The 24,417-nt window shown below is 40.1% G+C and carries 26 protein-coding genes; 24 read left to right on the top strand and 2 right to left on the bottom strand.

What is annotated here, in order from left to right; translation table 11 throughout:
* Nucleotides 1-29: 29 nt before the first annotated feature.
* The 23 genes from OLD84_RS17270 to upp all read left to right on the top strand — a co-directional run bounded on the left by OLD84_RS17270 (nt 30) and on the right by upp (nt 22,032).
* Nucleotides 30-1,319 carry a UDP-N-acetylglucosamine 1-carboxyvinyltransferase gene (locus OLD84_RS17270; RefSeq protein WP_209463012.1) on the top strand — a complete coding sequence of 430 codons (1,290 nt, stop codon included), beginning with the start codon at nt 30-32 and terminating at the stop codon, nt 1,317-1,319.
* A 110-nt stretch (nt 1,320-1,429) separates the two neighbouring features.
* The gene (gene glpX / locus OLD84_RS17265; protein ID WP_209463013.1) at nt 1,430-2,392 is read left to right on the top strand and encodes a class II fructose-bisphosphatase; all 963 of its coding nucleotides are present in this window, start codon (nt 1,430-1,432) and stop codon (nt 2,390-2,392) included.
* Between the two features lie 546 nt (nt 2,393-2,938).
* Entirely contained in the window at nt 2,939-4,219 is a 1,281-nt protein-coding gene (gene rho, locus OLD84_RS17260; protein ID WP_209463014.1) for a transcription termination factor Rho, read from the top strand.
* A gap of 329 nt (nt 4,220-4,548) precedes the next feature.
* Nucleotides 4,549-5,550 (top strand): LLM class flavin-dependent oxidoreductase, encoded by a 1,002-nt coding sequence (locus tag OLD84_RS17255; protein WP_209463015.1) that lies wholly within the window; start codon nt 4,549-4,551, stop codon nt 5,548-5,550.
* Nucleotides 5,551-6,123: 573 nt separating this feature from the next.
* A complete protein-coding gene (locus OLD84_RS17250; RefSeq protein ID WP_209463016.1) occupies nt 6,124-6,588 on the top strand; it encodes a GNAT family N-acetyltransferase in 465 nt (154 codons plus the stop codon).
* A gap of 70 nt (nt 6,589-6,658) precedes the next feature.
* Entirely contained in the window at nt 6,659-7,120 is a 462-nt protein-coding gene (locus tag OLD84_RS17245) for a GNAT family N-acetyltransferase (protein WP_209463017.1), read from the top strand.
* A 150-nt stretch (nt 7,121-7,270) separates the two neighbouring features.
* The gene (locus OLD84_RS17240) at nt 7,271-8,017 is read left to right on the top strand and encodes an SDR family NAD(P)-dependent oxidoreductase (protein ID WP_209463018.1); all 747 of its coding nucleotides are present in this window, start codon (nt 7,271-7,273) and stop codon (nt 8,015-8,017) included.
* Nucleotides 8,018-8,115: 98 nt separating this feature from the next.
* Nucleotides 8,116-8,592: an SRPBCC family protein gene (locus OLD84_RS17235; RefSeq protein ID WP_209463019.1), complete on the top strand. Its 477-nt coding sequence runs from the start codon at nt 8,116-8,118 to the stop codon at nt 8,590-8,592.
* A gap of 712 nt (nt 8,593-9,304) precedes the next feature.
* On the top strand, nt 9,305-9,550 hold the full coding sequence (locus OLD84_RS17230; RefSeq protein ID WP_209463020.1) for a type B 50S ribosomal protein L31: 246 nt from the start codon (nt 9,305-9,307) through the stop codon (nt 9,548-9,550).
* 700 nt (nt 9,551-10,250) lie between these two features.
* Nucleotides 10,251-10,874, top strand: coding sequence for a thymidine kinase (locus OLD84_RS17225; RefSeq protein WP_209463021.1), 624 nt, complete (start codon nt 10,251-10,253; stop codon nt 10,872-10,874).
* A gap of 331 nt (nt 10,875-11,205) precedes the next feature.
* Nucleotides 11,206-11,379, top strand: a complete 174-nt coding sequence (locus tag OLD84_RS17220; protein ID WP_209463022.1) for a Fe3+ hydroxamate ABC transporter substrate-binding protein — start codon at nt 11,206-11,208, stop codon at nt 11,377-11,379.
* Between the two features lie 33 nt (nt 11,380-11,412).
* Nucleotides 11,413-11,571 carry a hypothetical protein gene (locus OLD84_RS17215; protein ID WP_245301546.1) on the top strand — a complete coding sequence of 53 codons (159 nt, stop codon included), beginning with the start codon at nt 11,413-11,415 and terminating at the stop codon, nt 11,569-11,571.
* A 255-nt stretch (nt 11,572-11,826) separates the two neighbouring features.
* A complete protein-coding gene (locus tag OLD84_RS17210; RefSeq protein ID WP_209463023.1) occupies nt 11,827-12,252 on the top strand; it encodes a hypothetical protein in 426 nt (141 codons plus the stop codon).
* Between the two features lie 137 nt (nt 12,253-12,389).
* Entirely contained in the window at nt 12,390-13,460 is a 1,071-nt protein-coding gene (gene prfA / locus OLD84_RS17205) for a peptide chain release factor 1 (protein ID WP_209463024.1), read from the top strand.
* Nucleotides 13,453-14,322: a peptide chain release factor N(5)-glutamine methyltransferase gene (gene prmC / locus OLD84_RS17200; protein WP_319961497.1), complete on the top strand. Its 870-nt coding sequence runs from the start codon at nt 13,453-13,455 to the stop codon at nt 14,320-14,322. Before prfA ends, prmC begins: the two co-directional genes overlap by 8 nt.
* Before the next feature lie 410 nt (nt 14,323-14,732).
* Nucleotides 14,733-15,365: a stage II sporulation protein R gene (gene spoIIR, locus OLD84_RS17195; RefSeq protein ID WP_264917506.1), complete on the top strand. Its 633-nt coding sequence runs from the start codon at nt 14,733-14,735 to the stop codon at nt 15,363-15,365.
* Nucleotides 15,366-15,434: 69 nt separating this feature from the next.
* Complete coding sequence (locus tag OLD84_RS17190; RefSeq protein WP_209463027.1) at nt 15,435-15,836, top strand: GNAT family N-acetyltransferase; 402 nt, start codon at nt 15,435-15,437, stop codon at nt 15,834-15,836.
* A 590-nt stretch (nt 15,837-16,426) separates the two neighbouring features.
* Nucleotides 16,427-17,464, top strand: a complete 1,038-nt coding sequence (locus tag OLD84_RS17185; RefSeq protein ID WP_209463028.1) for an L-threonylcarbamoyladenylate synthase — start codon at nt 16,427-16,429, stop codon at nt 17,462-17,464.
* Between the two features lie 63 nt (nt 17,465-17,527).
* Nucleotides 17,528-18,082: a manganese efflux pump MntP gene (locus OLD84_RS17180; RefSeq protein ID WP_209463029.1), complete on the top strand. Its 555-nt coding sequence runs from the start codon at nt 17,528-17,530 to the stop codon at nt 18,080-18,082.
* Nucleotides 18,083-18,544: 462 nt separating this feature from the next.
* Nucleotides 18,545-19,153, top strand: a complete 609-nt coding sequence (locus OLD84_RS17175) for a low molecular weight protein arginine phosphatase (protein WP_209463030.1) — start codon at nt 18,545-18,547, stop codon at nt 19,151-19,153.
* 108 nt (nt 19,154-19,261) lie between these two features.
* Entirely contained in the window at nt 19,262-19,843 is a 582-nt protein-coding gene (locus tag OLD84_RS17170) for a TIGR01440 family protein (RefSeq protein WP_209463031.1), read from the top strand.
* Between the two features lie 70 nt (nt 19,844-19,913).
* Nucleotides 19,914-21,149, top strand: coding sequence for a serine hydroxymethyltransferase (locus OLD84_RS17165; RefSeq protein WP_209463032.1), 1,236 nt, complete (start codon nt 19,914-19,916; stop codon nt 21,147-21,149).
* Between the two features lie 253 nt (nt 21,150-21,402).
* Nucleotides 21,403-22,032 carry a uracil phosphoribosyltransferase gene (gene upp / locus OLD84_RS17160; protein ID WP_209463033.1) on the top strand — a complete coding sequence of 210 codons (630 nt, stop codon included), beginning with the start codon at nt 21,403-21,405 and terminating at the stop codon, nt 22,030-22,032.
* Between the two features lie 90 nt (nt 22,033-22,122).
* Here upp and OLD84_RS17155 read toward each other — a convergent pair whose 3' ends face one another.
* Together OLD84_RS17155 and OLD84_RS17150 are read right to left on the bottom strand one after the other, a co-directional pair.
* Nucleotides 22,123-22,440, bottom strand: a complete 318-nt coding sequence (locus OLD84_RS17155; RefSeq protein WP_209463034.1) for a DMT family transporter — start codon at nt 22,438-22,440, stop codon at nt 22,123-22,125.
* Nucleotides 22,437-22,775, bottom strand: a complete 339-nt coding sequence (locus OLD84_RS17150) for a DMT family transporter (protein ID WP_209463057.1) — start codon at nt 22,773-22,775, stop codon at nt 22,437-22,439. The genes OLD84_RS17155 and OLD84_RS17150 overlap by 4 nt, the downstream gene beginning before the upstream one ends.
* 250 nt (nt 22,776-23,025) lie before the next feature.
* On the opposite strand from OLD84_RS17150, the gene OLD84_RS17145 reads away from it, so the two are divergent.
* Nucleotides 23,026-23,610 carry a TetR/AcrR family transcriptional regulator gene (locus OLD84_RS17145; RefSeq protein WP_209463035.1) on the top strand — a complete coding sequence of 195 codons (585 nt, stop codon included), beginning with the start codon at nt 23,026-23,028 and terminating at the stop codon, nt 23,608-23,610.
* The last annotated feature ends 807 nt before the right edge of the window (nt 23,611-24,417 follow it).

Below are 24,417 nucleotides of genomic sequence, written 5' to 3'. Positions count from 1 at the left end.
CCAGTACATCAAAAAGTGGGGTTTCTTACATGCAAAAAATGTTAATTGAAGGTGGTCATCTATTAAATGGCCAGGTACGAATAAGTGGCGCAAAAAATAGTGCGGTTGCCTTATTGCCAGCTGCAATACTAGCTGATTCTGATGTGACCATCGAAGGCCTTCCGGAAATTTCTGATGCTTCTACACTCGGAGATTTATTGGAGGAAATTGGTGGATCGGTCTCGTGGCAAGACAGCCAAACTGTTACGATTAACCCTGAGGATATGATCCCTATGCCATTACCGAATGGGAAGGTACAGAAGTTACGCGCTTCTTATTATTTCATGGGTGCAATGTTGGGTAAATTTAACAAAGCCGTTATTGGTCTTCCTGGTGGATGTTATTTAGGGCCGCGTCCAATTGATCAGCATATTAAAGGATTTGAAGCTTTGGGTGCTGAAGTTACAAATGAACAGGGAGCCATTTACCTGCGAGCAGAAGAGCTTAGAGGCGCCCGAATATACATGGATGTTGTTAGTGTTGGAGCGACGATTAATATCATGCTTGCTGCAGTTAAGGCAAAAGGAAAAACAACCATTGAAAACGCTGCAAAAGAGCCTGAAATTATTGATGTAGCTACATTGTTAACAAACATGGGAGCAAAAATCAAAGGGGTAGGAACGGACGTCATTCGTATTGAAGGTGTTCCTGAATTACATGGTTGTACACATACTATTATTCCGGATCGCATCGAAGCCGGAACCTATGCTATAGCAGCAGCAGCGCAAGGGAAAGAAGTAATTATCGATAATGTAATCTCACTGCATATAGAATCATTATTAGCAAAATTACGTGAGATGGGTGTGTCTATAGAGGAAAAAGACGAACAGCTCAGAATCATTCCTAGCAGACAGCTGAAGAGTGTAGATGTGAAAACATTGGTTTACCCAGGGTTTCCAACAGATCTTCAGCAGCCCTTTACTACATTATTAACAAAGGCAGCGGATACAGGTGTTATTACAGACACAATCTATGCAGCTCGTCTAAAGCATATTGATGAATTAAGGCGTATGAACGCAACGATAAAAGTGGAAGGTGGATCAGCAATCGTGTCTGGTTCAACCCAGCTGGAGGGCGCAAAAGTAAAAGCCTCCGATTTACGTGCTGGCGCCTCCCTTATCATCGCGGGATTAATGGCTGAAGGTATAACAGAAATAACAGGTCTTGAACATATTGATCGAGGTTATGAAAAAATTACAGAGAAATTACTCGACCTCGGTGCAAATGTTTGGCGAGAAGAAATGACCGATCAAGAGATTGTACAATTTCAAAATTCATAATCATTTAAAGTGCTGTTCTAACTACATCTCTAAGGAGCTCACTTCCACCTTAATTATATAAATAATCCTTTTGGGATGAGGTTATTTATTGAAGAGGGAGAGGGAAAATAATGGAGAGAAGTTTAACAATGGAATTAGTTCGCGTTACCGAGGCTGCTGCATTAAAGTCGGCCCGTTGGATGGGGAGAGGCCAAAAAGAAGAAGCAGATGATGCTGCAACTACGGCGATGCGGGACGTTTTTAATACAATTCCGATGCAAGGTACAGTCGTTATTGGCGAAGGAGAAATGGATGAAGCACCTATGTTGTATATAGGTGAAAAACTTGGTACTGGTGACGGCCCAGGTGTAGATGTTGCTGTTGACCCTGTAGAAGGAACAAGCATTGTAGCTCAGGGATCATGGAATGCCTTATCCGTCATTGCGATTGCTGATGAAAAGACATTATTACACGCACCTGATATGTACATGAAAAAAATTGCAGTAGGACCAAAAGCAGTAGGCAAGGTGGACATCAATGCTTCCACCTATGATAATCTACGTGCAGTAGCAAAAGCTAAAAATAAAGATATAGAAGATGTTGTCGTAACGGTATTGAATCGCCCACGTCATAAAGAATTAATTGAGGAAATCCGTGCAGCGGGTGCAAGAATCAAATTAATTCCGGATGGCGATGTTGCAGGTGCAATGAATACAGCTTTTGATGATACTGGTGTAGATATTCTAATTGGAATCGGTGGCGCTCCTGAAGGTGTAATTGCTGCGGCCGCTTTGAAATGTTTAGGTGGCGAGATTCAAGGCAAACTTTATCCAGAAAAGGACGAGGAAATAGAACGCTGTAAGACGATGGGAATAACAGATATGAATAAAGTGTTTTACATGGATGATTTCTGTAGTGGTGATGATGCAATTTTTGCTGCAACGGGGATAACGGACGGCGAATTATTGAAAGGCATTCAATATAAAGGTTCAAAAGCCACAACACAGACGGTCGTTATGCGGGCGAAAAGCGGAACAGTTCGTTTCGTTGATGGAGAACACAGCTTAAAGAAGAAACCTAATCTTGTCATGTAAATGTTGAAAAAGCACTGGAAATATATAGAAGAGGAAGCCATCATAGTCGATGGCTTCCTAATTCTATTAAAAATTCTATTAGAAATTTTAAAATAGAGTTGAATATTGGTGTGTAAAAGCGTAACATAGTATGTGTTTACTACATATCTAACTTGGTTATGATAATGTATACTTAAACAAGTTTTCTAAATAAACCGATCTTCTATTCTAGCTTCCGATAATTCTTCAATTCTGTAAGAAAAAACCTACCATAAAAGATTACTAAATCTTTATTAGAAAAGCTTGGCATAGCGCCAAGAAATAGTTAGAACCCTGGTTTTTTTATAAATCCTTATAAAAGAAATTGCATTCATTCGGAGCAAGGACATGCTAATGTCGGCGTTGCGATTGACAAGGTAGACCTCTCAGAATAATATCGCATGCAGGAAAAACGGCATTCCTTTCAAGGTTGTGCCGTATTTGGGTGACCTTGCCCGTTAAAAAGCGATAAACTTTGTGTGATTTAAGTAAAAAAATATAAAAATAAATAGTAGGCGTGGTGATTGAATGGCTGCATTAACAATCTCTCATTTAGAGACATTAACATTAAAGGAAATATATGCATTAGCAAAAGAATACAAAGTATCCTATTACTCAAAATTAACAAAAAGAGAACTCATATTTGCTATTTTAAAAGGACAAGCTGAACAAGATGGTTTTTTATTTATGGATGGGGTACTGGAAATTATTCCATCAGAAGGATTTGGTTTTCTAAGACCAATTAATTACTCTCCGAGTGCAGAGGATATTTATATTTCTGCCTCACAAATTCGTAGGTTTGACCTCCGTAATGGGGATAAAGTTTCGGGTAAAGTTCGCCCACCAAAAGAAAATGAACGCTATTATGGGCTGTTGCATGTGGATGCTGTAAACGGTATGGATCCAGACACATCCAAGGAGCGTGTCCATTATCCTGCATTGACACCATTGTATCCCGACCGTTTGATGCGTTTGGAAACAGAAGATAGAAAGGTATCATCACGCATTATCGATTTGATGACTCCAGTCGGATTTGGGCAGCGTGGATTAATTGTTGCGCCGCCAAAAGCTGGTAAAACAATGCTGTTGAAAGAAATTGCTAACAGCGTTTCAAAAAATCACCCAGATTCAAAACTGATCATTTTACTTGTTGATGAGCGACCAGAAGAAGTTACAGACATTGAACGATCCGTCCATCCTGATGTTGACGTTGTAAGTTCAACGTTTGACGAGGTTCCAGAAAGCCATATCAAAGTATCAGAACTAGTATTGGAACGAGCAATGCGTTTAGTTGAGCATAAACGTGACGTTATTGTCTTAATGGATAGTATTACAAGGTTAGCTCGTGCATACAACTTAGTTATTCCGCCGAGCGGTCGTACTTTATCCGGTGGTATTGATCCGGCAGCTTTTCACCGTCCAAAACGGTTCTTTGGTGCAGCACGTAACATTGAAGAGGGCGGAAGCTTTACCATCCTGGCGACAGCATTAGTAGATACAGGCTCGCGGATGGATGACGTCATTTATGAGGAATTCAAAGGAACAGGAAACATGGAATTGCACCTGGACCGTAATCTGGCAGAACGCCGAATCTTTCCAGCAATTGATATCTTACGTTCCAGTACCCGTAAAGAAGAATTGCTCGTTGAGAAATCCAAACTTGATAAAATGTGGGCAATTCGTAAAACAATGCAGGATTCAAATGAGTTCCTCGAACGCTTCCTAAGACGATTAAAAGCATCTAAGACAAATGAGGAATTTTTCCAGCAAATGGACGAGGAAATGAAACGTAAAGGAACAAAGAGGTAGTAGGTTAACGGATTCACCTTATTACTAAAAAGATTAAATTAGAGGATATATCCATTCAAACCAAACCTCAATTATTAGACATAATCTAATAATTGAGGTTCTTTTTATATTGATCCAATGGAAGTTAAGTTGCATTAGTTTAGAAAAGTTTTGGTTCAAGGGAATTGAATTAATAACAAGATAAAGCCAACTCCTTTTTGGAAAATAACTTCCTTAGTAAAATTTTACTAGTATGCTAATAAATTTAGAAGAAGAAGGTTACCTGCTAAAATACTATGTAGGATGAAGTCAGTAGACGATACAGAAAAATAATATAGAGGTGAATAAAAATGACCAAACATATCCCATTAAACGTACTTGATCTTGTCAGTATATCAGAAGGTCAAACGAAAAAAGAAGCACTGGAGGAAGCCTTAGAAGCGGCTCAACTGGTAGATAAGCTCGGGTTTAAGAGACTCTGGTTTGCAGAGCACCATAACTCGATAAATTTGGCATCCATGGCAACTTCCAACTTGATTGGTCTGGCTGCAAATGTGACGAAAAGAATTCGTGTTGGCTCTGGCGGGATTATGCTGCCCAACCATTCTCCGCTACAGGTGGCCGAGAGCTTTGGCACCATTGCACAATTGTTTCCTGATCGGATTGATCTAGGTCTCGGACGGGCTCCAGGCACCGATGCCCAGACGGCTCAGCTCTTAACTCATTCCGGTAGTGACCCACAATCTTTTGCTAACTCTATTCTTGATCTCACTGGATGGTTTAGTGAGGAGGGCTTGGGGCATAGTGTACCTGTAACTTCCAATGTAGGGACAGGCACGAATGTACCCATGTGGGTTTTAGGTTCAAGTATGAATGGCGCCTCGATTGCTGGTCAACTGGGTTTACCTTATTCCATTGCCTCTCATTTCACACCGGACAATTACGAGGAGAAGATTGATCTGTATCGTTCGACATTCAAGTCAACTGCACCAACGGCACAAATTGAAGAACCTTATGTAATGGCTGGGATTAATGTCCTCGTTGCTCCAACGGATGAGGAAGCGGAGAGACTTTGGACCACGACACAGAACATGTTATTGGATATGCAAACTGGAAAACAGCGCCTCATGCAACCACCAGTGGATCCTGACGAATTAGGAACAGAACAGGAAAGAGCACGTATGGAATCAATGTTCAGCATCAAAGCGGTCGGCTCTCCGGAAACAGTACGTAAGAAATTGGAAGAGTTTACGGAACGCAGCGGGGCTGATGAACTAATTGTTGTGACATACACCTACGACCCGGAAGACAGGAAAAGGTCGATGAAAATGCTTGCTGATCTATGGTTCTAAATTGGGTTATTACCATTCCAATTGACTGTTGATCCTATGATATTTAAGAAAAGAGCCTATTTAGGCTCTTTTCTTCATTGCATAGGAAATTATAAAATTTGAATACTATGGATAATTCAGTCACTGGAATAGCCACGTCCGGCTCCAGCGTCCAGCGCCTAGCGCGACTTCCTTCACCTCCGTGCGATAAGTCAACATCGGCTTCTTTCGTCGCCGTGTTTCCTTTATCTCCTCCGGCTCAGTCCAGTCCGTACGTCGCTAAACGGGCGCTTGTGCCTTTGTTCTATAAATTATTATTCTATTTATCAATACTCAAATACTAGGATTTTTGTTAGGGTGATGTTCGTTTTTAACCAGTCTGGATATTGATCTAAAAAATTAGCTTTATCATGTTAAGCTAAATGATTGGAGATTGTGAAAAATGTACTTAAGCTAACGGAGCAATTTAACACAAGAAGAAATTATTGTTAAATGGAGACTCGATAATATTATTTGGTTCAGTATTGTTTAATAATTTTATTTTGTATAAAATAATTCTAAATGTATAACTATTACATCAAGAGGAGGGGAAATATGGTAATAAATTCTACAATATCTTCAGATGCACCTATAATTCATAATTTAATGATTAAGGCATTTATGGAATATAAGAATGAAATTCCTCCAAGCGCTTTAGAAGAAACTGTTCAGTCGGTTTCTGACGCTTTTAAAAAAGGGGAAAAATCATTGATTGCATATGAAGAAAATAATCCAGTCGGTATGGTCCGATTTCAATTAAAAAATGAGAGTTTATATTTTTATCGTTTGTCAGTCATTCCTGAAAAACAAGGAGAAGGAATCGGGAAAAAGATATTAAAATCTTTAGAGGACTATGCAAATAAATTTGGTGTATCTACAATACTGTGCAAGGTTCGTATGACAGTACCTAAGAACATGCAGCTATATAGTTCCATAGGTTATGTTGTGTATGACGAAGAGGTTGTGCATAAACCAAACGGTATAAATATCAAGGTTGCTTCGATGAAGAAAGAACTTTAGTTCTTCATCTAAATCGTGCTCTTGTGAAACAGGGCTTTGTTAAAGAAGAGGTTTTATAAGGGGTGATGAAGTGAAGTTCAAGGAAATTGAAATAAAGAAACATCGAGATAAAGTAGTTGAATTTCGGAAAGACTCTTTTAAAGTTAGCTTTGGAGATACTTCGGGATTTGGTGAAGAGGAATATCTACATTGGTTAGATGAAAAAATAAAAGATCTTTCAAAAGGCTTTGTTTTAGTTGAAGAAGACGGTAAATATATAGGACAACTGGAATTAACCATTCGTGAATTCGAAGGTAAAGAAATTGGATATATAAATCTGTATTACTTAGTACCTGAAATGCGTGGAAAGGGTAAAGGAAAAGAATTACACAACTATGCGAAGCAATTCTTTGATAACAATAAAGTTAGTGAGTATCACCTAAGAGTTGCCCCATCAAATTCAGCTGCGATTAAGTTTTATCATAAAAATGGAATGGAAGAAGTTGGTCCAGAAGTTGATGGAAAAGTAATTAGGATGAAGGGTTATTTATAAAATATCTTATTGTTGCGTTAAGGGTTAAGTCAGAAATAGACTGTGAATAATTACAATCATTTATGGTGTTGAAGAGCCATAATAATAAACGCAGTATTTGGCCATTGTATGTTAGAATATCATAAGACAATGACTAAGGAGAGAAAGAGTATGCCTGACTTAAAAAAACAAGTAATCCTTATTACTGGTGCCAATCGTGGTCAGGGAAAAGCTATCGCTGACCATCTTGCCTCATTAGGTGGCATTGTGGTGGTTGGTGCCCGGAATTATGCCAAGGCTCAGGAAGTGGCACTGGCTATAGGTGAAGAGCGCGCATATCCGGTGCAGTTGGATGTCACAAAGGAATCACAGTGGAAAGCAGCTGTGGATTTGGTTATGGACAAATTCGGTAAAATCGATGTGCTCGTTAATAATGCCGGAGTTCTAAAACGTAAACCATTCATTAACATAACTATAGATGATTATCAACAGTTGATTAATGTGAATCAGCTCGGAGTATTTCGGGGAATGCAAGCAGTTATTCCGCATATGGAAAAACAGCAAAAAGGTTCTATTATAAACAATTTATCGATCTCTGCGTTTGCCCCAATTGGTAATTCTTCAGCCTATGCTGCCACAAAAGCGTCCGTTGTTGCGATGTCTAAAGCAGCAGCTATTGAATTGGGACAAAAGGGAATCCGGGTTAATATGGTCCATCCGGGCGGAATCGAAACAGAAATGGCCACCCAAGGTGAAGGTGTTCCGGATTTTTATAATTCGGTTCCTCTGGGGCGTATCGGGCAGCCGCTTGAAATTGCGCGGGCTGTAGCATTCCTTGCTTCTGATGAAAGTTCATATTGCACGGGAACAGAAATTGTCGTTGATGGTGGTATGACATTAGGGACTGAAGAAGGATAAGCAGCGCTCGTATTTCTTAAGAGGGCCATACTGTTTAAGATAAACCTTTTTGCTGATGTTAATATTCAAATAAAAAAATAAAATGGAAGGAGAAAAAAATGAATAAATATGGAAAGTTACATGAAAGAGATGGTCGTTGTGTTTTGCAATTTGAGCGTTTTTTTGCACATAAACCTGAGAGGGTTTTTCGCTGCGTAACGGATTCTGATTACTTTACCAAGTGGTATCCGTTTGCAACGGAAGAGATGGATCTCCAAGAGGGTGGAAAAATTCACTTTGATGATGGAGAAGGAACGAAGTATGAAGGAGTGATTACTGCATTCGAGCCGCCTGTAGTTTTTGCTTTTCGTGAGGTTGATGATTTGCTTCGAATCGAATTGCAAAGCACCCCCGATGGATGCCGAATGACATTTGAGCATACGTTTAATGACCGGTCTTGGGCAGCCGCAACAGCTGCGGGATGGCATCGCTGTCTTGATGCATTGGGGATGATGGTTAACGAACAGCCGCTTGAATGGCCAGATAATGGAGCAGAGTTAAGGGGATTTTATCGGAAAGCATTTGATTCCAATTAGATGAATATTATGAAAATTATACTTTAGAGACTATCAAAGGTGTGGTATAGAAATTCAAGAAAGGAACTTATTGCATATAAGGGTGCTTTTATGAAGTAAAAAAGCTCAATTTTCCCTATAGATGGGTTGGCTGGTTTTTGGGAACTCCATTCTGTTCGTTTTCCTGACTCCTGCCGTGATTATATTAAAGAAACAGTAGAATAGATATCGAAGTTTTGGAAGATGTCCGGGAAAAAATAACAATCTAATAAATAATTAATGCAAAATGGGGCTAGGTGTAACAATTTTTAGTTTTATATTCTTTGGCAATTTTTCCAGGCAATTTTGTTTTGCACCTCACAAGTAAACCCGTTAACCGCTCCTTGGAAAAGAAGAACACGTTCCCTTTGTGCTCGAAACTATGCTGCCTCGAACTTTCAACGCACAATGGTTTTCGGTTCCAATGGGATTCTAGCAGTGTTGTGGTGACTTCTACGGTATCTATTGACGTAGGCGGTTTAAGTAGAAGTCCCTTCGATATGTCATTTTAACCGGACTTTTTTGAACAACCTCTAATAGTGAAGCTTTTCGGTAAATATTTCTATCCTATTGCAATCAAATCAACAGGCTGTTATAATAATTTTATGTGAGTTTAGATAAGGTGTAGTGCCTGTGACGTCTCTTACAATAACTCTGTTCACAAGGGGTTCAGGGCAAAAAGGAGTGGAAAGACATGAAAAAGGAAATTCATCCGGAATACAGAAAAGTAGTATTTCTTGATACAAGTTCAGATTTTAAATTCTTAACTGGTTCAACAAAAAGCTCAGAAGAAACAATTGAGTGGGAAGACGGTAATTCATACCCGTTAATCCGTGTTGAAATTAGTTCAGATTCACACCCATTTTACACAGGAAAACAAAAAGCTGATAGAGTCGGTGGACGTGTTGACCGATTTAAGAAAAAATATAACATGAACTAAAGCGAAGTGGATTATGAATCGGCATGATACGTAAAATGATGTCCGAAAATCCATATGATAATTCGACGTTGCGACATTGTGTTGCAGCGTCGAACTATTCTAGTAAAGGGAAAAGGTGGATTTTGCTGGTTCTTCCAGTATCTATCACAAGTCGATGGATCACCTTACAACGGAACTGGAATGATGCAACATGAGTTTCGTATGAATCCATTAAAAAATAATGATGAACAAAAAAGGCAAAACGTCTATATTTTGCCTTTTTTTACTTGGAAAATAGGAACCAACATGGCTTTAAGTTGCACTTATGCAGTAACTGCCTTACACAGCAACGAACGCTCTCTAAGAGTCCCTTTAACGAATGCCACGTTCTAATTAAAATAGATAAAAGTGCGTGTTCAAAAAGGAGGATAAAAAGGACCGAGAAGTTCGAGGCGGCATAGCCTTGAGTAGTGGAACGTATGCAATTAATACGTGAACAACGGAAAAGCAAGCCAACGAGCTTCCACAGGATGTGGTGACTTCTGCGTTGCCCACAGGACGTGGGCGGTTTTAGCAAAAGTTCCCCTGCGATGTGTCATTTTTACCGGACTTTTTGAACAACCTCTAAAAATGGGTTAATAATGTTGAGATTAGTGGTAAACTAATCAAGATACATATCATAAAGTAGTAATGTATAATGCCTGAAGGGAGCACCCTACTCATGAATCTGATGAAACAAAATGGTTGGCTAGAAGTAATCTGCGGAAGCATGTTTTCAGGAAAATCGGAAGAATTAATCCGTCGTGTACGCAGAGCAACATACGGGAATTTGTCTGTAAGGGTATTTAAACCTGTGATTGATAACAGGTTTGAAGACGAATCCGTTGTGTCACATAATGGCACGTCCACAGTAGCCCGCCCTGTAAACAGTTCTGATAAAATTTTGGAGAATATTAACGAGCGCGTAGACCTCGTTGGAATAGATGAAGTTCAGTTTTTTGATGAAAATATTATAGAAGTCGCTACGGAGCTCGCAAATCAAGGCATACGTGTAATAGCTGCAGGGTTAGACACCGATTTTCGTGGGGAGCCATTTGGAGCAATGCCAGCTCTAATGGCACTAAGTGAATCCGTCACAAAACTTAATGCAATTTGCCCATCATGCGGATCTCCAGCTAGTAGAACACAACGCTTAATTGATGGTAAGCCAGCATCCTATGATGATCCAATCATACTAGTTGGCGCATCTGAATCTTACGAGCCGAGATGTCGGCACCACCATGAAGTCCCAAACAAACCAAGTAATAAAATCATACTAAATAGTTTAGCTAAATTACCGAAATAAGAGTGCCTCAAGGGTACTCTTTTTTGTTTGCAGGAAACTATAGAATTTAAAAGCTGTGGATAACTTAGTTACCGAAATATCCACGTCCAGCTCCAGCGCCCAGCGACTAGCGCGACTTCCTTCACCTCCGTACGATAAAGAAGACTTGCCGATTGGCTCTGCCAGAGGCTTATTCGCACTTATACCCTTGTGGTGAAAGTCAACATCAGCTCCTTTCTTCTGTTTATTTATGTTATCATACAATTAAATATTGTGAAAAATTATACGAATGTGAGCAGGTAGTTGATAATAAAGTTTATAAAATGAAAAGTTACTTGGTGGTGATTAAATAATGCTATGGGAAAAACCTAAATGCACGATTTGTGAAAAAGAAATTAAGGGTGAAGATGTTGTTTTTGTAAAAATGCGTTATCCCAAGAGGAAAGGATTTACTGAGATAAAAGCATATTTGAGAAATGAAGGCAAATTCATATGTGAAGAATGTTTTAGTCGTAAAACAGAATAATGCATATTAATCTAAAGTGAAAGGAGGTCAAAAATGGAAGTAATCTTAATTAGTATTTTTTCAGCTATAATAATTTTTATAACGGTTTATTCCATGATTAAAGTATTAAATATTGCCTATAAAAGAGGAGAAATTACGCTTAAAAAATTCAGATTTTTGGTAACCTTTTCTATCGTAATCGGTTATTCATAACTTCAATATTGCCCTTTGGTTACCAAAAAATAGTTGACGCCTTTTTCCAACCCCTTTTGTAGAAGGTAAAAGACCGCTAATTATTGTTGGGATATTAATGGGTTTATTAGCGAACGGTTTATTAAATTGAAAATCCAATAACACGATTACTGGTTCTTTACTCATGCATACTTGGCCAATTAATGACACAGTTTCGTGTAATAAGAAATATAAATAGTAGGAGAGGGGGTTTTCAAATTCAAGAGAATAATTCTATTGCTACTATTTACAGGGTTAATAAGTGCCTGTTCTACCGATGAAGAGGTGACGGAGCATCGTTACCTCTTTACAGGAGGTGGGGACTATTGGTCGGCAGAGTTAGAATATGAAGCTGAAGAAGTATGGGGAAAAGATGCGGATGATGTAAATACCTATTCAAGTGAAAGTGACTATGTATTCAAATTAACATATAAAGGAGAGTTGGCAGAACTAGCTTCAATGGAACAACTAGACTATAAATTCACACGAGGGACAACTGGTGAAGGGATTTCATCAATAACGTTTGATGAACCTGTATCTGATAAAGAATTTACATCAAGAGGTGGTGGAACTGGAGCGATTATGAGGGAAGATATGATCGTTAATGTTGAAGTTAATTGGGATGATAACGAGGAATCTTTTGAATTAGTCGAATCACGCTAGTGCCGAATCGCTTCAATGAGCACCGCAAATCGGCTCGACCGCCGCTAAGCCCATTCTCACGCTATCACTGGTTAGATTTTGACCTACACGCCTCAGTATATTATAATTATACTGTTAATCGAAATGAGGTGTACGTTATGTTAGAACGTTTACAAACGTTAGAAGATCGTTATAATAAATTAAATGAAATGCTTAGTGATCCGGAAATTATAAATGATACAAGTAAACTACGTGAATATTCGAAGGAACAATCAGACTTGGAAGATGTTGTGCAGGCTTATGCTGAATATAAGGATGTAACGTCGCAGTTAAAAGATGCGAAAGCGATGCAGGAAGAAAACATGGACGACGAGATGGAAGAAATGGTGAAGTCTGAAATCACTGATCTTACAAAATCCAAGGAAGAACTCGAAGAAAAATTGAGGGTATTGCTTCTTCCAAAAGATCCAAATGATGATAAAAACGTGTTTATGGAAATTCGTGGTGCAGCTGGAGGCGATGAGGCTGCATTATTTGCTGGAGACTTATATCGTATGTATTCCCGTTTTGCTGAGCAATATGGCTGGAAGACAGAAGTAATGGAAGCCAGCTCGACAGGTGTTGGCGGATACAAGGAAATCGTTATTATGGTCAGTGGAACGGGTGCCTATTCGAAATTAAAATATGAAAATGGTGCGCATCGTGTTCAACGTGTTCCCGAGACGGAATCTGGTGGTAGGATTCATACATCAACAGCGACAGTGGCTGTGCTGCCTGAGGCGGAGGATGTAGAAGTCGATATTCATGAGAAAGATATCCGTGTTGATACGTTCGCTTCAAGTGGACCTGGTGGGCAAAGCGTTAACACGACGATGTCTGCCGTGCGTTTGACTCATGATCCAACAGGTGTCGTTGTTTCCATTCAGGATGAAAAATCGCAAATCAAGAACAAAGAAAAGGCGATGAAGATCTTGCGAGCGCGCATTTATGATATGTACCAACAAGAAGCACAGGATGAATATGATGAAACGAGAAAATCAGCAGTGGGTACTGGGGACCGTTCGGAGCGGATTCGTACGTATAACTTCCCACAAAATCGTGTGACCGATCATCGAATCGGGTTAACGATTCAACGCCTTGATCAAATTTTGCAAGGTAAACTGAATGAATTTGTTGACGCCTTACTATTGGAAGAACAAACAAAGAAGATGGAACAAATAGGTGAATAATTTGAGTATAAAACAATATGAAGTCCTCAAGCGGGCTTCTCTTTTTTTAGAAAATCATAATCGAGAAGCGAAAGTGGCAGAAATTCTATTGCAGCATCATTTACAAGTATCGCGTTCTAAATTTCACATGCTGATGCAGGACCCGGTTCCAGAACTTGTGTTGGAACCGTTTAATGCGGCTATTGAAAAACATGCCGAGACAGGGGTTCCGGTTCAGCATCTTACGGGAGTTGAATCGTTTTACGGACGAGAATTTCAGGTAAATGAGCAGGTGCTTATCCCGAGGCCAGAAACAGAAGAGCTCGTGCAACACGTAATAAACGTAACCAAGCAAAATAAAGAGACGCATCCGACCATCGTTGATATTGGTACAGGGAGCGGTATTATTGCCATAACACTCGCATTGGAGTTACCAAACGCGAATGTTTATGCCACGGACATTTCAGAAGAGGCATTGAAAATAGCTTCCGAAAACGCAGCGCATCTCGATGCATCGGTTACCTTTTTACAAGGGGATTTCCTGCAACCGTTGATCAATCACGCTATTCGTCCTGATCTTATCGTATCCAATCCACCCTACATTGCAAAGTCTGATGAGGTGCATCTTTCAGATACGGTGAAAACCTTTGATCCGAAACTCGCATTATTTGCGGAAGAAAATGGCTTAGCTGCATATCGGAAAATCATAGAACAGTTGCCTGAGGTTCTAAACGAAGAGGGTTTTATCGCATTTGAAATTGGCTATCAGCAACGTGATACCGTAAATGAACTTATGAAACATGTTTTTCCAAAGAGTCAGGTGGAAACGTTAAAAGATATAAATAAAAAAGACCGAATCCTAACAGCAAAAATAAATTATTAGTGCGTGTTCAAAAAGTTCCCGAATTAGAAGCAAGGTCTCCTAAGTACGTCACGTCCTGTGACAATGGCGACACTAGCACGTCCTGTGCGTCGAAGGTCGAGGAGGCGTAGTTTTGAGCACTAAGGAAAGCTTCCTCGAACCTGCATCGCACGCAGGAAAAGCGACTTTCTTTTCCAAGGAATAGAGCGTATGCTTTTAATACGTGAGTAGCGGACTTGCACAGGAAGTGTTGACTTCTACGTTGCCCACAGGACGTGGGCGGTCTTAGTAGAAGCTCCTCTGCGCCAACGAAGAGATTCGCCGCTTATCATTTGGTGACTTTTTGAATAACCTTTACTAGAATACTAGTTTAAATTCATTTACTCCTGACCATACTGATGATAGATCAGATGGAGAGGGGAACCAAAATGATTAATAAACTAGTATTTTTTGCATTTATATTCTTTTTACTATTTTTCTCGATGCCAACAACAGGAGTGAGTGAGCAATCTTTAGAGCCTGAGCAAGAGGATTCACAATATGATTATCAAGTCATTCCAGATGAAGCGATTCGTCTGCGGATTCTAGCAAATAGTGATAATGAGGAAGATCAAGCATTAAAAAATCTCGTACGTGATCGTGTGAATGAAGAAATTACGGAATGGGTGAAGTATATTACGGATATCGAAGAAGCGAGAAGTTTAATAGAAGCACGTATCCCGGAAATCGAAGGCATTATTGAGCGTGTTCTAAAGGAAGAAAATGTAACAAATGATTTTGATGTGGAATATGGGTCCAATGTATCTTTCCCAATGAAATTGTATGGTGACTTTTTATACCCGGCAGGAGAGTATGAAGCAGTGTTAATTACGATTGGAGAAGGTGAGGGTTCCAATTGGTGGTGCGTGCTTTTCCCGCCTTTATGTTTCCTGGACTTTTCCAATGGAACGAGTGTAGCTGCAGAGGAAACGGATGAAACAGCAGAAGCAGAAGAAACAGAGGAAACAGAAGAAGAATCAGCAGAAGTGAAATTTTTTCTATTTGAATGGTTTGATTGGTCATAGGGTCGTTTATTCATGCATAGAATGATAGAAACGAGTAAGAGACTATCAAAAACAATAGAGGTGAAAAGGATGAACTTAATCCAAGCTAATCGTGTATCGGAGGAAAAATTAGATCATTTTTTAAAAAATAATCAGACAGTAAATGGAGATAGTTTACTGCAGATGGGTTACGTCGTCGAGGTACAAGATCAGATAGAAGGATGCTTTGTTTTAGAGGCGATGGATGATTATATCTATTGGCTAAAACAACTGTATATTACAAAATCCGAAGCTGCTAAATTGCCAGTATTACTGGAAACGATTTTGAATTTGGCAAAAGAACAACAGGCGAAAACCGTATATGTGCACAGTCATCAGCCTGTTGTGGATATAATATTGGAATCGCTACAATTTCATCCACAACAAGAAGGAAATTTTGTTGATAAGGATGAATCAAGAGAAGGGAATTGGTGGTTTTACAGTGTTTCTTAACAAGTATTCACATTATACACATTCTCTTGTTGACAACTTGTTGGTAAACGGACGATTATGTGCATAAGTATGAATGATAAACAATGAAAACAAGTACATGAAGTGTTTAGCCTGTGGATAATATTCTGCGGGCTTTTTTGTTGCATAGCAAACTATAGAATTTAAAAGCTGTGGATAACTTAGTTACCGAAATATCCACGTCCAGCTCCAGCGCCCAGCAACTATCAAACTTCACACTCCTCCACTACGATAAAGAAGACTTGCCGATTGGCTCTGCCAGAGGATTAGTCGCACTTATACCCTTGTGGTGAAAGTCAACATCTACTCCCTTGTCTTAAGGAAGGCCGACTAAAACCGGGCTTTGCGCCCAACGTCGGCATACCCCTATGAAGGGGCATGTTTCCTTTATCTCATTGTGGCAGTAGAGGTTCAACTAAAACCGCCACTTTGCGTGGCAACGTTGAACCACCCGCGATGCGCGGGCGCAGTTTGTACGTTGCTAAACGGGCGCTTGCGCTTTTGTTCATTTTTCCTTTTGCGAAAAACAGCTGTATCGACTAAAATATAGGATAGAAAAGAGGGAGTGCGCGATGGAAACGACACGTTGGAATTTAAAAAATAATAATGATCGATATAATAGAGCAGCAATTGCTGAAGCGGCAGCCCTCTTAACAAGCGGCTCTACTGTAGCCTTTCCCACGGAAACAGTATACGGTTTAGGGGCAGATGCAACCAGTGAAGCAGCTGTATCTAACATTTTTCAGGCAAAAGGGCGGCCGCAGGATAATCCGTTAATTGCTCATGTCGCTAATAAAGAGCAATTAACAAGGATTGTGGAAAAGTTGCCGGCGTTTGTGGACAACTTAATTGATGCATTTGCACCTGGCCCTTTAACGTTTGTATTACCAAGTAATGGTGTATGTGCGAGCAATGTAACGGCTGGCTTGTCCACAATTGCGGTACGAATGCCTGATCATCCCGTGGCACAACAATTACTACAGATATGCGATATTCCAATCGCAGCTCCAAGTGCAAATATATCTGGAAAACCTAGCCCAACAACAGCTGCTCATGTCTGGGCTGATTTAAATGGAAAGGTGTCCGGATTATTGGACGGCGGGGCTACAGGTGTTGGGGTAGAGTCCACTGTCATTGATTGTACGAAGGAAATCCCAATTATTCTCAGGCCAGGTGGCATAACGAAAGAACAATTGGAAAAGGTTGTAGGGACAATCATGATCGATCCTGCACTTGTAAATGCAAACGAACAACCGACATCACCAGGGATGAAATACAAACACTATTCACCAGATATTCCATTATGGCTTGTGGAAGGAACGCCAGCTAACTTGCAGCAAGTCATCGATGGAGAGCGAAAGAAAAATTGCCGGATCGGTGTGCTTTCTAGTACGAAAACAGGTGCGTTACTAGAAGCAGATGAAATCATTTCACTCGGTGAGGATTCACACGAGATCGCAGCCAATTTATATGAAGGATTACGGACTTTTAAAGAAGGCGATGTTGATATTATACTATGTGAAACCTTTTCGGAAGAGGGGATTGGCGAAGCGATCATGAACCGGTTAAAAAAAGCAGCAACTGTCTATAAAAGAGACTCGCTTACATAGCAATCATATTCCCCTTCGGACATGCATATATTCTATAAGCATGTCCGAGGGGGGAGTAGTTGGATGCCAAGTTTTTATATAGCTGAATTTGCCTCCCTATTATTTATGGCTCTTGCCTTAGGAATGGACGCCTTTTCTGTGTGTCTCGGGATTGGTATGCAGCGGATTCGGCTCAAACGAATTGCTTTAATCGGGCTTGTCATTGGCTTATTCCATTTTTTAATGCCGTTTGCGGGTATCATTCTTGGCCATGTAATTTCAACGCGAATTGGCGAATTGACATCCGTTCTGGGTGGGATCATCTTATTTGGTATTGGTGCTCAAATGCTTTTTTCTGGATTTGTTTATAAAGCGAAAAAAGTGATACAACCAATTGGTTTTGGGCTATATATCTTATCTTTTAGCGTAAGTATTGATAGTTTTTCAGTTGGACTAAGCCTTGGTTTATCCGGAGTAGAAACAGCACTTGCCTTATTCCTATTTGGCACAATGAGTACATTCCTCGCATGGACTGGGATGTTAGTAGGAAAAAAAGTACATACCATTCTGGGTGTCTATAGCGAAGTATTGGGTGGAAGTATCCTTTGTGGATTTGGGCTGACTTTGTTATTTGGCTAGGCTCTTTTTGCTACCGACAAAACACCCTTTTGCTAAAACGAATGATAAAAAAGCAGTTGATTTTACACAGTATAAAATCTACTGTTTTTTTGTTGCAGGAAACTATAGAATTTAAAAGCTGTGGATAACTTATACACTGGAATAGCCACGTCCAGCTCCAGCGCCCAGCAACTATCAAACTTCACACTCCTCCACTACGATAAGTCAACATCGACTCCCTTCGTTCGTCGTGTTTCCTTTATCTCATTGCGGAATGCTCCAGTTTGTACGTTGCTAACCGGGCGATTGCGCTTTTGTTCATAGATAGGAACCCAATCTCCTCCATGTAGGGATCATGGCCTTAAGCTTAAGCTGACATCTGATCTATTCAGAATAATACTTTAATGTCTTCTTCGATTCCTCTGACATGTTCCCGTATTTATGATATTATCTAAGATAGAGAATTATAATGGAGGATCGCATATGAAGATATTGTTTGTCTGTACAGGGAATACGTGCCGGAGTCCGATGGCTGAAGCGCTTGTTAGAGATAAGATGCCTGAGGTAGAGGTCCAGTCTGCCGGAATTTTTGCTGGAAAAAATCAGCGTATAAATCAATTTGCGATGGATGCGTTACAGAAGAAGAATATAACGATGAATCACCTTTCCCAACCGGTAACGCATAAAGAGTTACACGCAGCAGATCTTATTTTGACGATGACCACCCAGCATAAGCAATCCCTTATTATGGAATATCCGAATTTTCAAGATAAATATTTTACGTTAAAGGAATATGTATCCGAAACGGACAAAAAAATATGGGATGAACTTAAACAGGCTTATTCTAATTTTGAAGAAAAACGCTCCATATTTATCCAGGAGAATCAGCATAAGGTGGATAATACGAAATTGGATCAGCAACTTGTTGAGCATCTACGTGACGATGTGAAATATATTCAGGAATTGGAAGCTAATCTTATCAATTATGATATTTCTGATCCATTTGGAGGTGACCTAACAACCTACCGGGAAACGTTGACAGAACTGGACAAATATATTGATTTATTACAGAAAAAAATAGATCAGTACTAGGGAAGCGATCATAAAGCAGGAATAGAAGAAGTACATGCAGCTGTTTGGGACCAGGCACCGACAATCGAAAATGTTTGTATGGTTAAAAAACGAGTGGGGTGGTTTTACATGACAGGTTTCAACCAAGATATACATCAGGATATGCAAGCTATCGTTCGTGAATGGGTGAGTGGATCCTATTTACGTGAAGGAGATATTTTTGTTATTGGTTGTTCGACAAGTGAGATCACCGGTGAAAATATTGGGACATCCGGTAGTCAAGAGGTTGCAGCTGTTGTATTTAATGAACTAAAACAGTTGCAGCAGCATACTGGTATCCAGCTTGTTTTTCAATGCTGTGAACATTTAAATCGCTGCATCGTCATGGAACGCGAAACGATGCAGGCCAGCAAACTGGAAGAAGTGTCCGTTATTCCAGTACCAGGCGCAGGTGGTTCGATGGCGACATATGCGTATAACCATATAGAAGATCCAGTCGTCGTTGAAAATGTAGAAGCAAGCGCAGGAATTGATATTGGGGAAACGATGATTGGGATGCATCTAAAACAGGTAGCTGTTCCATTACATTTTGAACAAAGATGGGTTGGCAATGCGCGCATAAGAGCAGCACGTACGCGTCCGAAGTTAATCGGAGGCAAACGTGCAAACTATGAAACGACTAAAACAAATGATAGCTGCGAAACCGAATAGGTTGGGTGAACAACGTAGGCATACTGAAATTATTTTCTACATATTTTTAACTACATAGGAGGCTTTTATCATGGAACATGTAAAACAAGCAGATCAGGAATTATTCACAGCAATGCAAGCAGAAAAGGCGCGTCAGTTAGAGAAAATTGAGCTAATCGCTTCGGAGAACTTTGTATCAGAAGCAGTGATGGAAGCGATGGGATCTGAATTAACGAATAAATATGCAGAAGGCTACCCTGGAAAAAGGTATTATGGTGGATGTGAGCATGTAGATGTCGTTGAAAATTTAGCTCGAGATCGCGTAAAAGAACTTTTCGGTGCAGATCATGCAAACGTACAACCCCATTCAGGAGCTCAAGCGAATATGGCTGTTTATTTTACAGTATTGGACTATGGTGATACGGTTTTAGGAATGAATTTAAATCATGGTGGCCACTTAACACACGGGAGTCCTGTGAACTTTAGTGGGAAACTGTATAACTTCGAGGATTATGGTGTTGATAAAGAAACCGAGCAACTTGATTATGATGCCGTATTGGAAAAAGCAAAAGAAGTACAGCCAAAATTGCTTGTAGTAGGTGCGAGTGCCTACTCCAGAGAAATTGATTTTGCGAAATTTCGTGAAATTGCGGACGAAGTTGGCGCCTATTTGATGGTTGATATGGCTCACATTGCCGGGCTTATAGCAGCGGGAGAGCATCAAAACCCAGTACCGCACGCTGATTTTGTTACAACAACAACACATAAAACATTGCGCGGACCTCGTGGTGGTGTGATTTTATGTAAAGAAGAATACGCGAAGAAAATTGATAAATCGGTATTCCCTGGCATGCAAGGCGGCCCATTGATGCATGTTATTGCTGCCAAGGCAACAGCTTTTAAGGAAGCTTTATCTCCTGACTTTAAAACATATGCCAAACAAATTATAAAAAATGCTAGTGTGTTAAACGATGAATTAGAAAAAAATGGCGTTCGTATCGTTTCAGGTGGAACGGATAATCATTTATTACTCCTTGATGTCACGCCGCTTGATCTAACTGGGAAAGTAGCTGAAAACGTGTTGGACGAAATTGGTATCACAGCAAATAAAAATACGATTCCTTTTGACACCGAAAGCCCATTTGTAACAAGTGGCCTACGCATAGGAACTGCAGCTGTAACCACTCGTGGATTTGGTGAAAACGAAATGAAAGAAATCGCTGCAATTATATCCCTAACGTTGAAAAACCATAAAGATGAAGCGAAATTAAAAGAAGCAGCAGATCGAGTGAAGGAACTAACAAGTAAATTTCCATTATTTGCATAAATAAAAAGGATGCTCCAGTCGGGGGCATCCTTTTTTTGGCAAAAACTTTCTTATCTACATAAGTGTGGGCATTGGCTTTTGCCGTAAAGGCCTGGCAAGAGCTAGGTTTCTAATAGGTGTTTTATCAGTACAAACCATTATTTAACCGCAGATTCAGAAACATTTTATTCGCATGCACACAATTTACCTTGAAAGCAGCTTGTATTATTAGTACAATTTTAGAGATATAAAAATAAAAGGAGTGATCTCGCAAATGGGAAATGTTTTCGTACTCGATCATCCGTTAATTCAACATAAATTAACGTACATAAGAGATAAAAACACAGGAACAAAGGAATTCCGCGAGCTTGTTGACGAAGTTTCCATGTTAATGGCTTTTGAAATCACACGAAACCTTCCGCTTCAGGAAGCAACAACAGAAACGCCAGTAACAGAAGCAACGACGCAAGTTTTAGCTGGTAAAAAAATCGGGCTTATTCCAATTTTGCGCGCTGGCCTTGGGATGGTTGACGGTATGTTGAACCTTCTTCCAGCAGCAAAAGTAGGACATGTTGGATTGTATCGTGACCCGGAAACGCTCACTCCGCATGAATACTATATTAAATTGCCATCTGATATTTCTGAACGTGAATTAATTGTCTTGGATCCAATGCTAGCAACAGGGGGTTCCGCAAATGACGCAATCCATTCCCTGAAAAAACGTGGTGCAGGAAATATTCGTCTGATGTGTTTAGTCGCTGCACCGGAAGGCGTTGAAGTCATTAAACAAGATCATCCTGATGTTGATATTTATTTAGGTGCAATGGATGATAAGCTGGATGAAAAAGGGTATATTGTCCCTGGCCTTGGTGATGCAGGTGACCGTTTATTTGGGACAAAATAGATTTTAGAAAGAAGCAGTGGGACGACGGTTCTCTTGCTTCTTTTTTTAAAAAGTAAAAGAGAACTGTCTACTTGCTTCCCCATGATCCGTTTAAGCTGAAACAAGCCTTAGTCCTACGACAGCTACGATCACCATACCCATGAACATCAGACGCAGGCGATCAGTCGATTCATTGTAAAAAATCATACCTACAATCGCGCTTCCCACGGTTCCCATTCCTGTCCAGACGGCGTAAGCAACACCGAGTGGAATAGTTTCCATAGCAATGGATAGTAGAGTAAAACTAATAAGGAACCCCACTATAAGAATAGGGAAACCTGATTTCTTTTCCCCTTTTGCAATCCTTTGCATGCCGGTAACACCAACAACTTCAAAGAGACCTGCTACAATGAGTACAAACCAATTCATGAGTGCACGCCCCTTTCTGATGTCTCATCGCCCGTTACTGTTTTCAAACCGATGACTCCAACAAGTAGAAGTACAACAAATGCGAGCATCCAGATGTTAATAGAAGCATTGAAAAAGACCATATCCACAATCACTGTGCCGACGGTTCCCAAACCAGCAAAAACAGCATAAGCCGTACTTGTAGGAAGAGAAGTCGCTGCTTTAAGGAGTAGCCAAAAGCTGATAACAACCGCAATTCCTGTTAAGGTCCATGTGAGCGCATCATTTGCATATTTAAGTCCAGTTGCCCAACCTACCTCAAAGGCAGAGGCAATAAGAACGAGTAGCCACTTCATATTCATTTGCAAACACCTCTTCTTTTGATAGAATTATAAATAAAATAAATATTAACTAACGGTAGTTAATATTTAGTTATTATATCATGTGGTAATAGTATGGGCAATCCGTTTTTTAGCAGATACAGAGTATAAAACTTTCTTAATCTGCATAAGTGCAACTAAGGCTTTGCTGTAAAAGCTTAGCAAAGCCAAGTTTTCGAAGCATTTATTTTCTTATAGATTTGTGAAATGAAGGAGGCTATTGGCAATGCCAAAAACGACACGCGACAGAATCATCCAAGCAGCACTTTCATCATTTGCCAAACGTGGGTATGAGGGCACAACACTTGCACATATCGCCGGGGCTGTTGGTATTCAGAAGCCATCACTCTATAATCACTTTTCCGGTAAAGACGAATTATATCTGACAGTAGCTAAAAAGGTTATGGAAGAGTCGACAGAGGTAATGATGACCAGTGCGAACGCACATCAGGAGAAGGCCGTCAAAGATCGAATATATATTGTTTTAACCGATATCACGGATTTTATTCATCAAAAACATAAGGGAGTGATGTATAAACGATTCATGTTATTTCCGCCTGCATCACTTACGGAAGATTTAAAAAAGCTTGGGCAATCAGGAGATGCGAAAATTGATCAGCTATTAATGAATTTTTTTGAGCAGGGAAGAAGGGAAGGCGTATTTAATGTGGATTCATTTTCTGTATTCAGAGCAGGCTTTTATATTTTAATGGATGGTTCGTTTACGGAAAGCTTTTACTATCAAGATGAAGACTTTCAGGAGCGTTTGGAAGGAGCGTGGATCGTGTTTTGGCGGGGAGTATCAAGGTAGCTGAAAAATATAATTATAGGATCAGAGGTGCTTCTATTGGTAAGCCAATCGTCATCTAAATTTAGAAATGATTATATCATATTTCTGAATTGGCTCATGAAAAAGCCGAGCCCGTTTAAATTACAAAAGATGGAGAGGGAGAACTAGAGGGAATAACGGACTTTTCTTTTAAAAATAGGCTCTTTTCGTAAGTATTGGAACTGCGCTTACTCGTCCCACCGAAAACAATTGTTGCTTTTAAATCTTCGTGGTTGATATAAAAGATGACGCAAGTGACAATTCTTTTGCAAACGCTGGTTGAGAGCAGGGATGCGCTACGGAAACACATTTCGCTTTCCGCGGGCGGCTGGTGAGCCTCCTCGTGCTACGCACTGCGGGGTCTCACCTATGCCTTCCTCCCGCAGGAGTCTTCATGTGTTTCCTCCGCTGGGTGTTGTGTTTCTCTGCTGCTAAAAATATATGGTTTGATTAATTTAAGCAAATGCCTGCACTTTTCCAATGGTTGATTGGAGCTGTGGACCGTTGACTCCTGCGGGAACAGCACGTGTCTGAAGACCCCGCAGAGTGGGTTTCTCGAGGCAGGTTAAGTTCGCGACGTCCTGTCGCAACACCTGCACTAGCACGTCCTGTGCGTCGAAGGCTGAAGCCGTGCCCGCGGAAAGCAACGGTCCACAGCGGAAATCAACAACCACTTGCGTCGTCTTCTATATCTTTTGTGTCAAAAACAACAACCTTTAAAACAGCCAATAAATAAAACCCAGCTTGACTACAACCCCGATGCATATTCTCCCACATTTTCCAAAAGCT

Source organism: Virgibacillus natechei (assembly GCF_026013645.1).
Lineage (GTDB): Bacteria > Bacillota > Bacilli > Bacillales > Amphibacillaceae > Virgibacillus_L > Virgibacillus_L natechei.
The sequence above is the reverse complement of the archived record's forward strand: the minus strand, read 5'-3'. Positions and strand labels throughout refer to the sequence as shown.

Coding starts and splice junctions, on each gene's coding strand:
- OLD84_RS17270 (WP_209463012.1), top strand. CDS start 30: ATGCAAAAAATGTTAATTGAAGGTGGTCATCTATTAAATGGCCAGGTA.
- glpX (WP_209463013.1), top strand. CDS start 1,430: ATGGAGAGAAGTTTAACAATGGAATTAGTTCGCGTTACCGAGGCTGCT.
- rho (WP_209463014.1), top strand. CDS start 2,939: ATGGCTGCATTAACAATCTCTCATTTAGAGACATTAACATTAAAGGAA.
- OLD84_RS17255 (WP_209463015.1), top strand. CDS start 4,549: ATGACCAAACATATCCCATTAAACGTACTTGATCTTGTCAGTATATCA.
- OLD84_RS17250 (WP_209463016.1), top strand. CDS start 6,124: ATGGTAATAAATTCTACAATATCTTCAGATGCACCTATAATTCATAAT.
- OLD84_RS17240 (WP_209463018.1), top strand. CDS start 7,271: ATGCCTGACTTAAAAAAACAAGTAATCCTTATTACTGGTGCCAATCGT.
- OLD84_RS17235 (WP_209463019.1), top strand. CDS start 8,116: ATGAATAAATATGGAAAGTTACATGAAAGAGATGGTCGTTGTGTTTTG.
- OLD84_RS17230 (WP_209463020.1), top strand. CDS start 9,305: ATGAAAAAGGAAATTCATCCGGAATACAGAAAAGTAGTATTTCTTGAT.
- OLD84_RS17225 (WP_209463021.1), top strand. CDS start 10,251: ATGAATCTGATGAAACAAAATGGTTGGCTAGAAGTAATCTGCGGAAGC.
- OLD84_RS17220 (WP_209463022.1), top strand. CDS start 11,206: ATGCTATGGGAAAAACCTAAATGCACGATTTGTGAAAAAGAAATTAAG.
- OLD84_RS17215 (WP_245301546.1), top strand. CDS start 11,413: ATGGAAGTAATCTTAATTAGTATTTTTTCAGCTATAATAATTTTTATA.
- prfA (WP_209463024.1), top strand. CDS start 12,390: ATGTTAGAACGTTTACAAACGTTAGAAGATCGTTATAATAAATTAAAT.
- OLD84_RS17190 (WP_209463027.1), top strand. CDS start 15,435: ATGAACTTAATCCAAGCTAATCGTGTATCGGAGGAAAAATTAGATCAT.
- OLD84_RS17185 (WP_209463028.1), top strand. CDS start 16,427: ATGGAAACGACACGTTGGAATTTAAAAAATAATAATGATCGATATAAT.
- OLD84_RS17180 (WP_209463029.1), top strand. CDS start 17,528: ATGCCAAGTTTTTATATAGCTGAATTTGCCTCCCTATTATTTATGGCT.
- OLD84_RS17175 (WP_209463030.1), top strand. CDS start 18,545: ATGAAGATATTGTTTGTCTGTACAGGGAATACGTGCCGGAGTCCGATG.
- OLD84_RS17170 (WP_209463031.1), top strand. CDS start 19,262: ATGACAGGTTTCAACCAAGATATACATCAGGATATGCAAGCTATCGTT.
- OLD84_RS17165 (WP_209463032.1), top strand. CDS start 19,914: ATGGAACATGTAAAACAAGCAGATCAGGAATTATTCACAGCAATGCAA.
- upp (WP_209463033.1), top strand. CDS start 21,403: ATGGGAAATGTTTTCGTACTCGATCATCCGTTAATTCAACATAAATTA.
- OLD84_RS17155 (WP_209463034.1), bottom strand. CDS start 22,440: ATGAATTGGTTTGTACTCATTGTAGCAGGTCTCTTTGAAGTTGTTGGT.
- OLD84_RS17150 (WP_209463057.1), bottom strand. CDS start 22,775: ATGAAGTGGCTACTCGTTCTTATTGCCTCTGCCTTTGAGGTAGGTTGG.
- OLD84_RS17145 (WP_209463035.1), top strand. CDS start 23,026: ATGCCAAAAACGACACGCGACAGAATCATCCAAGCAGCACTTTCATCA.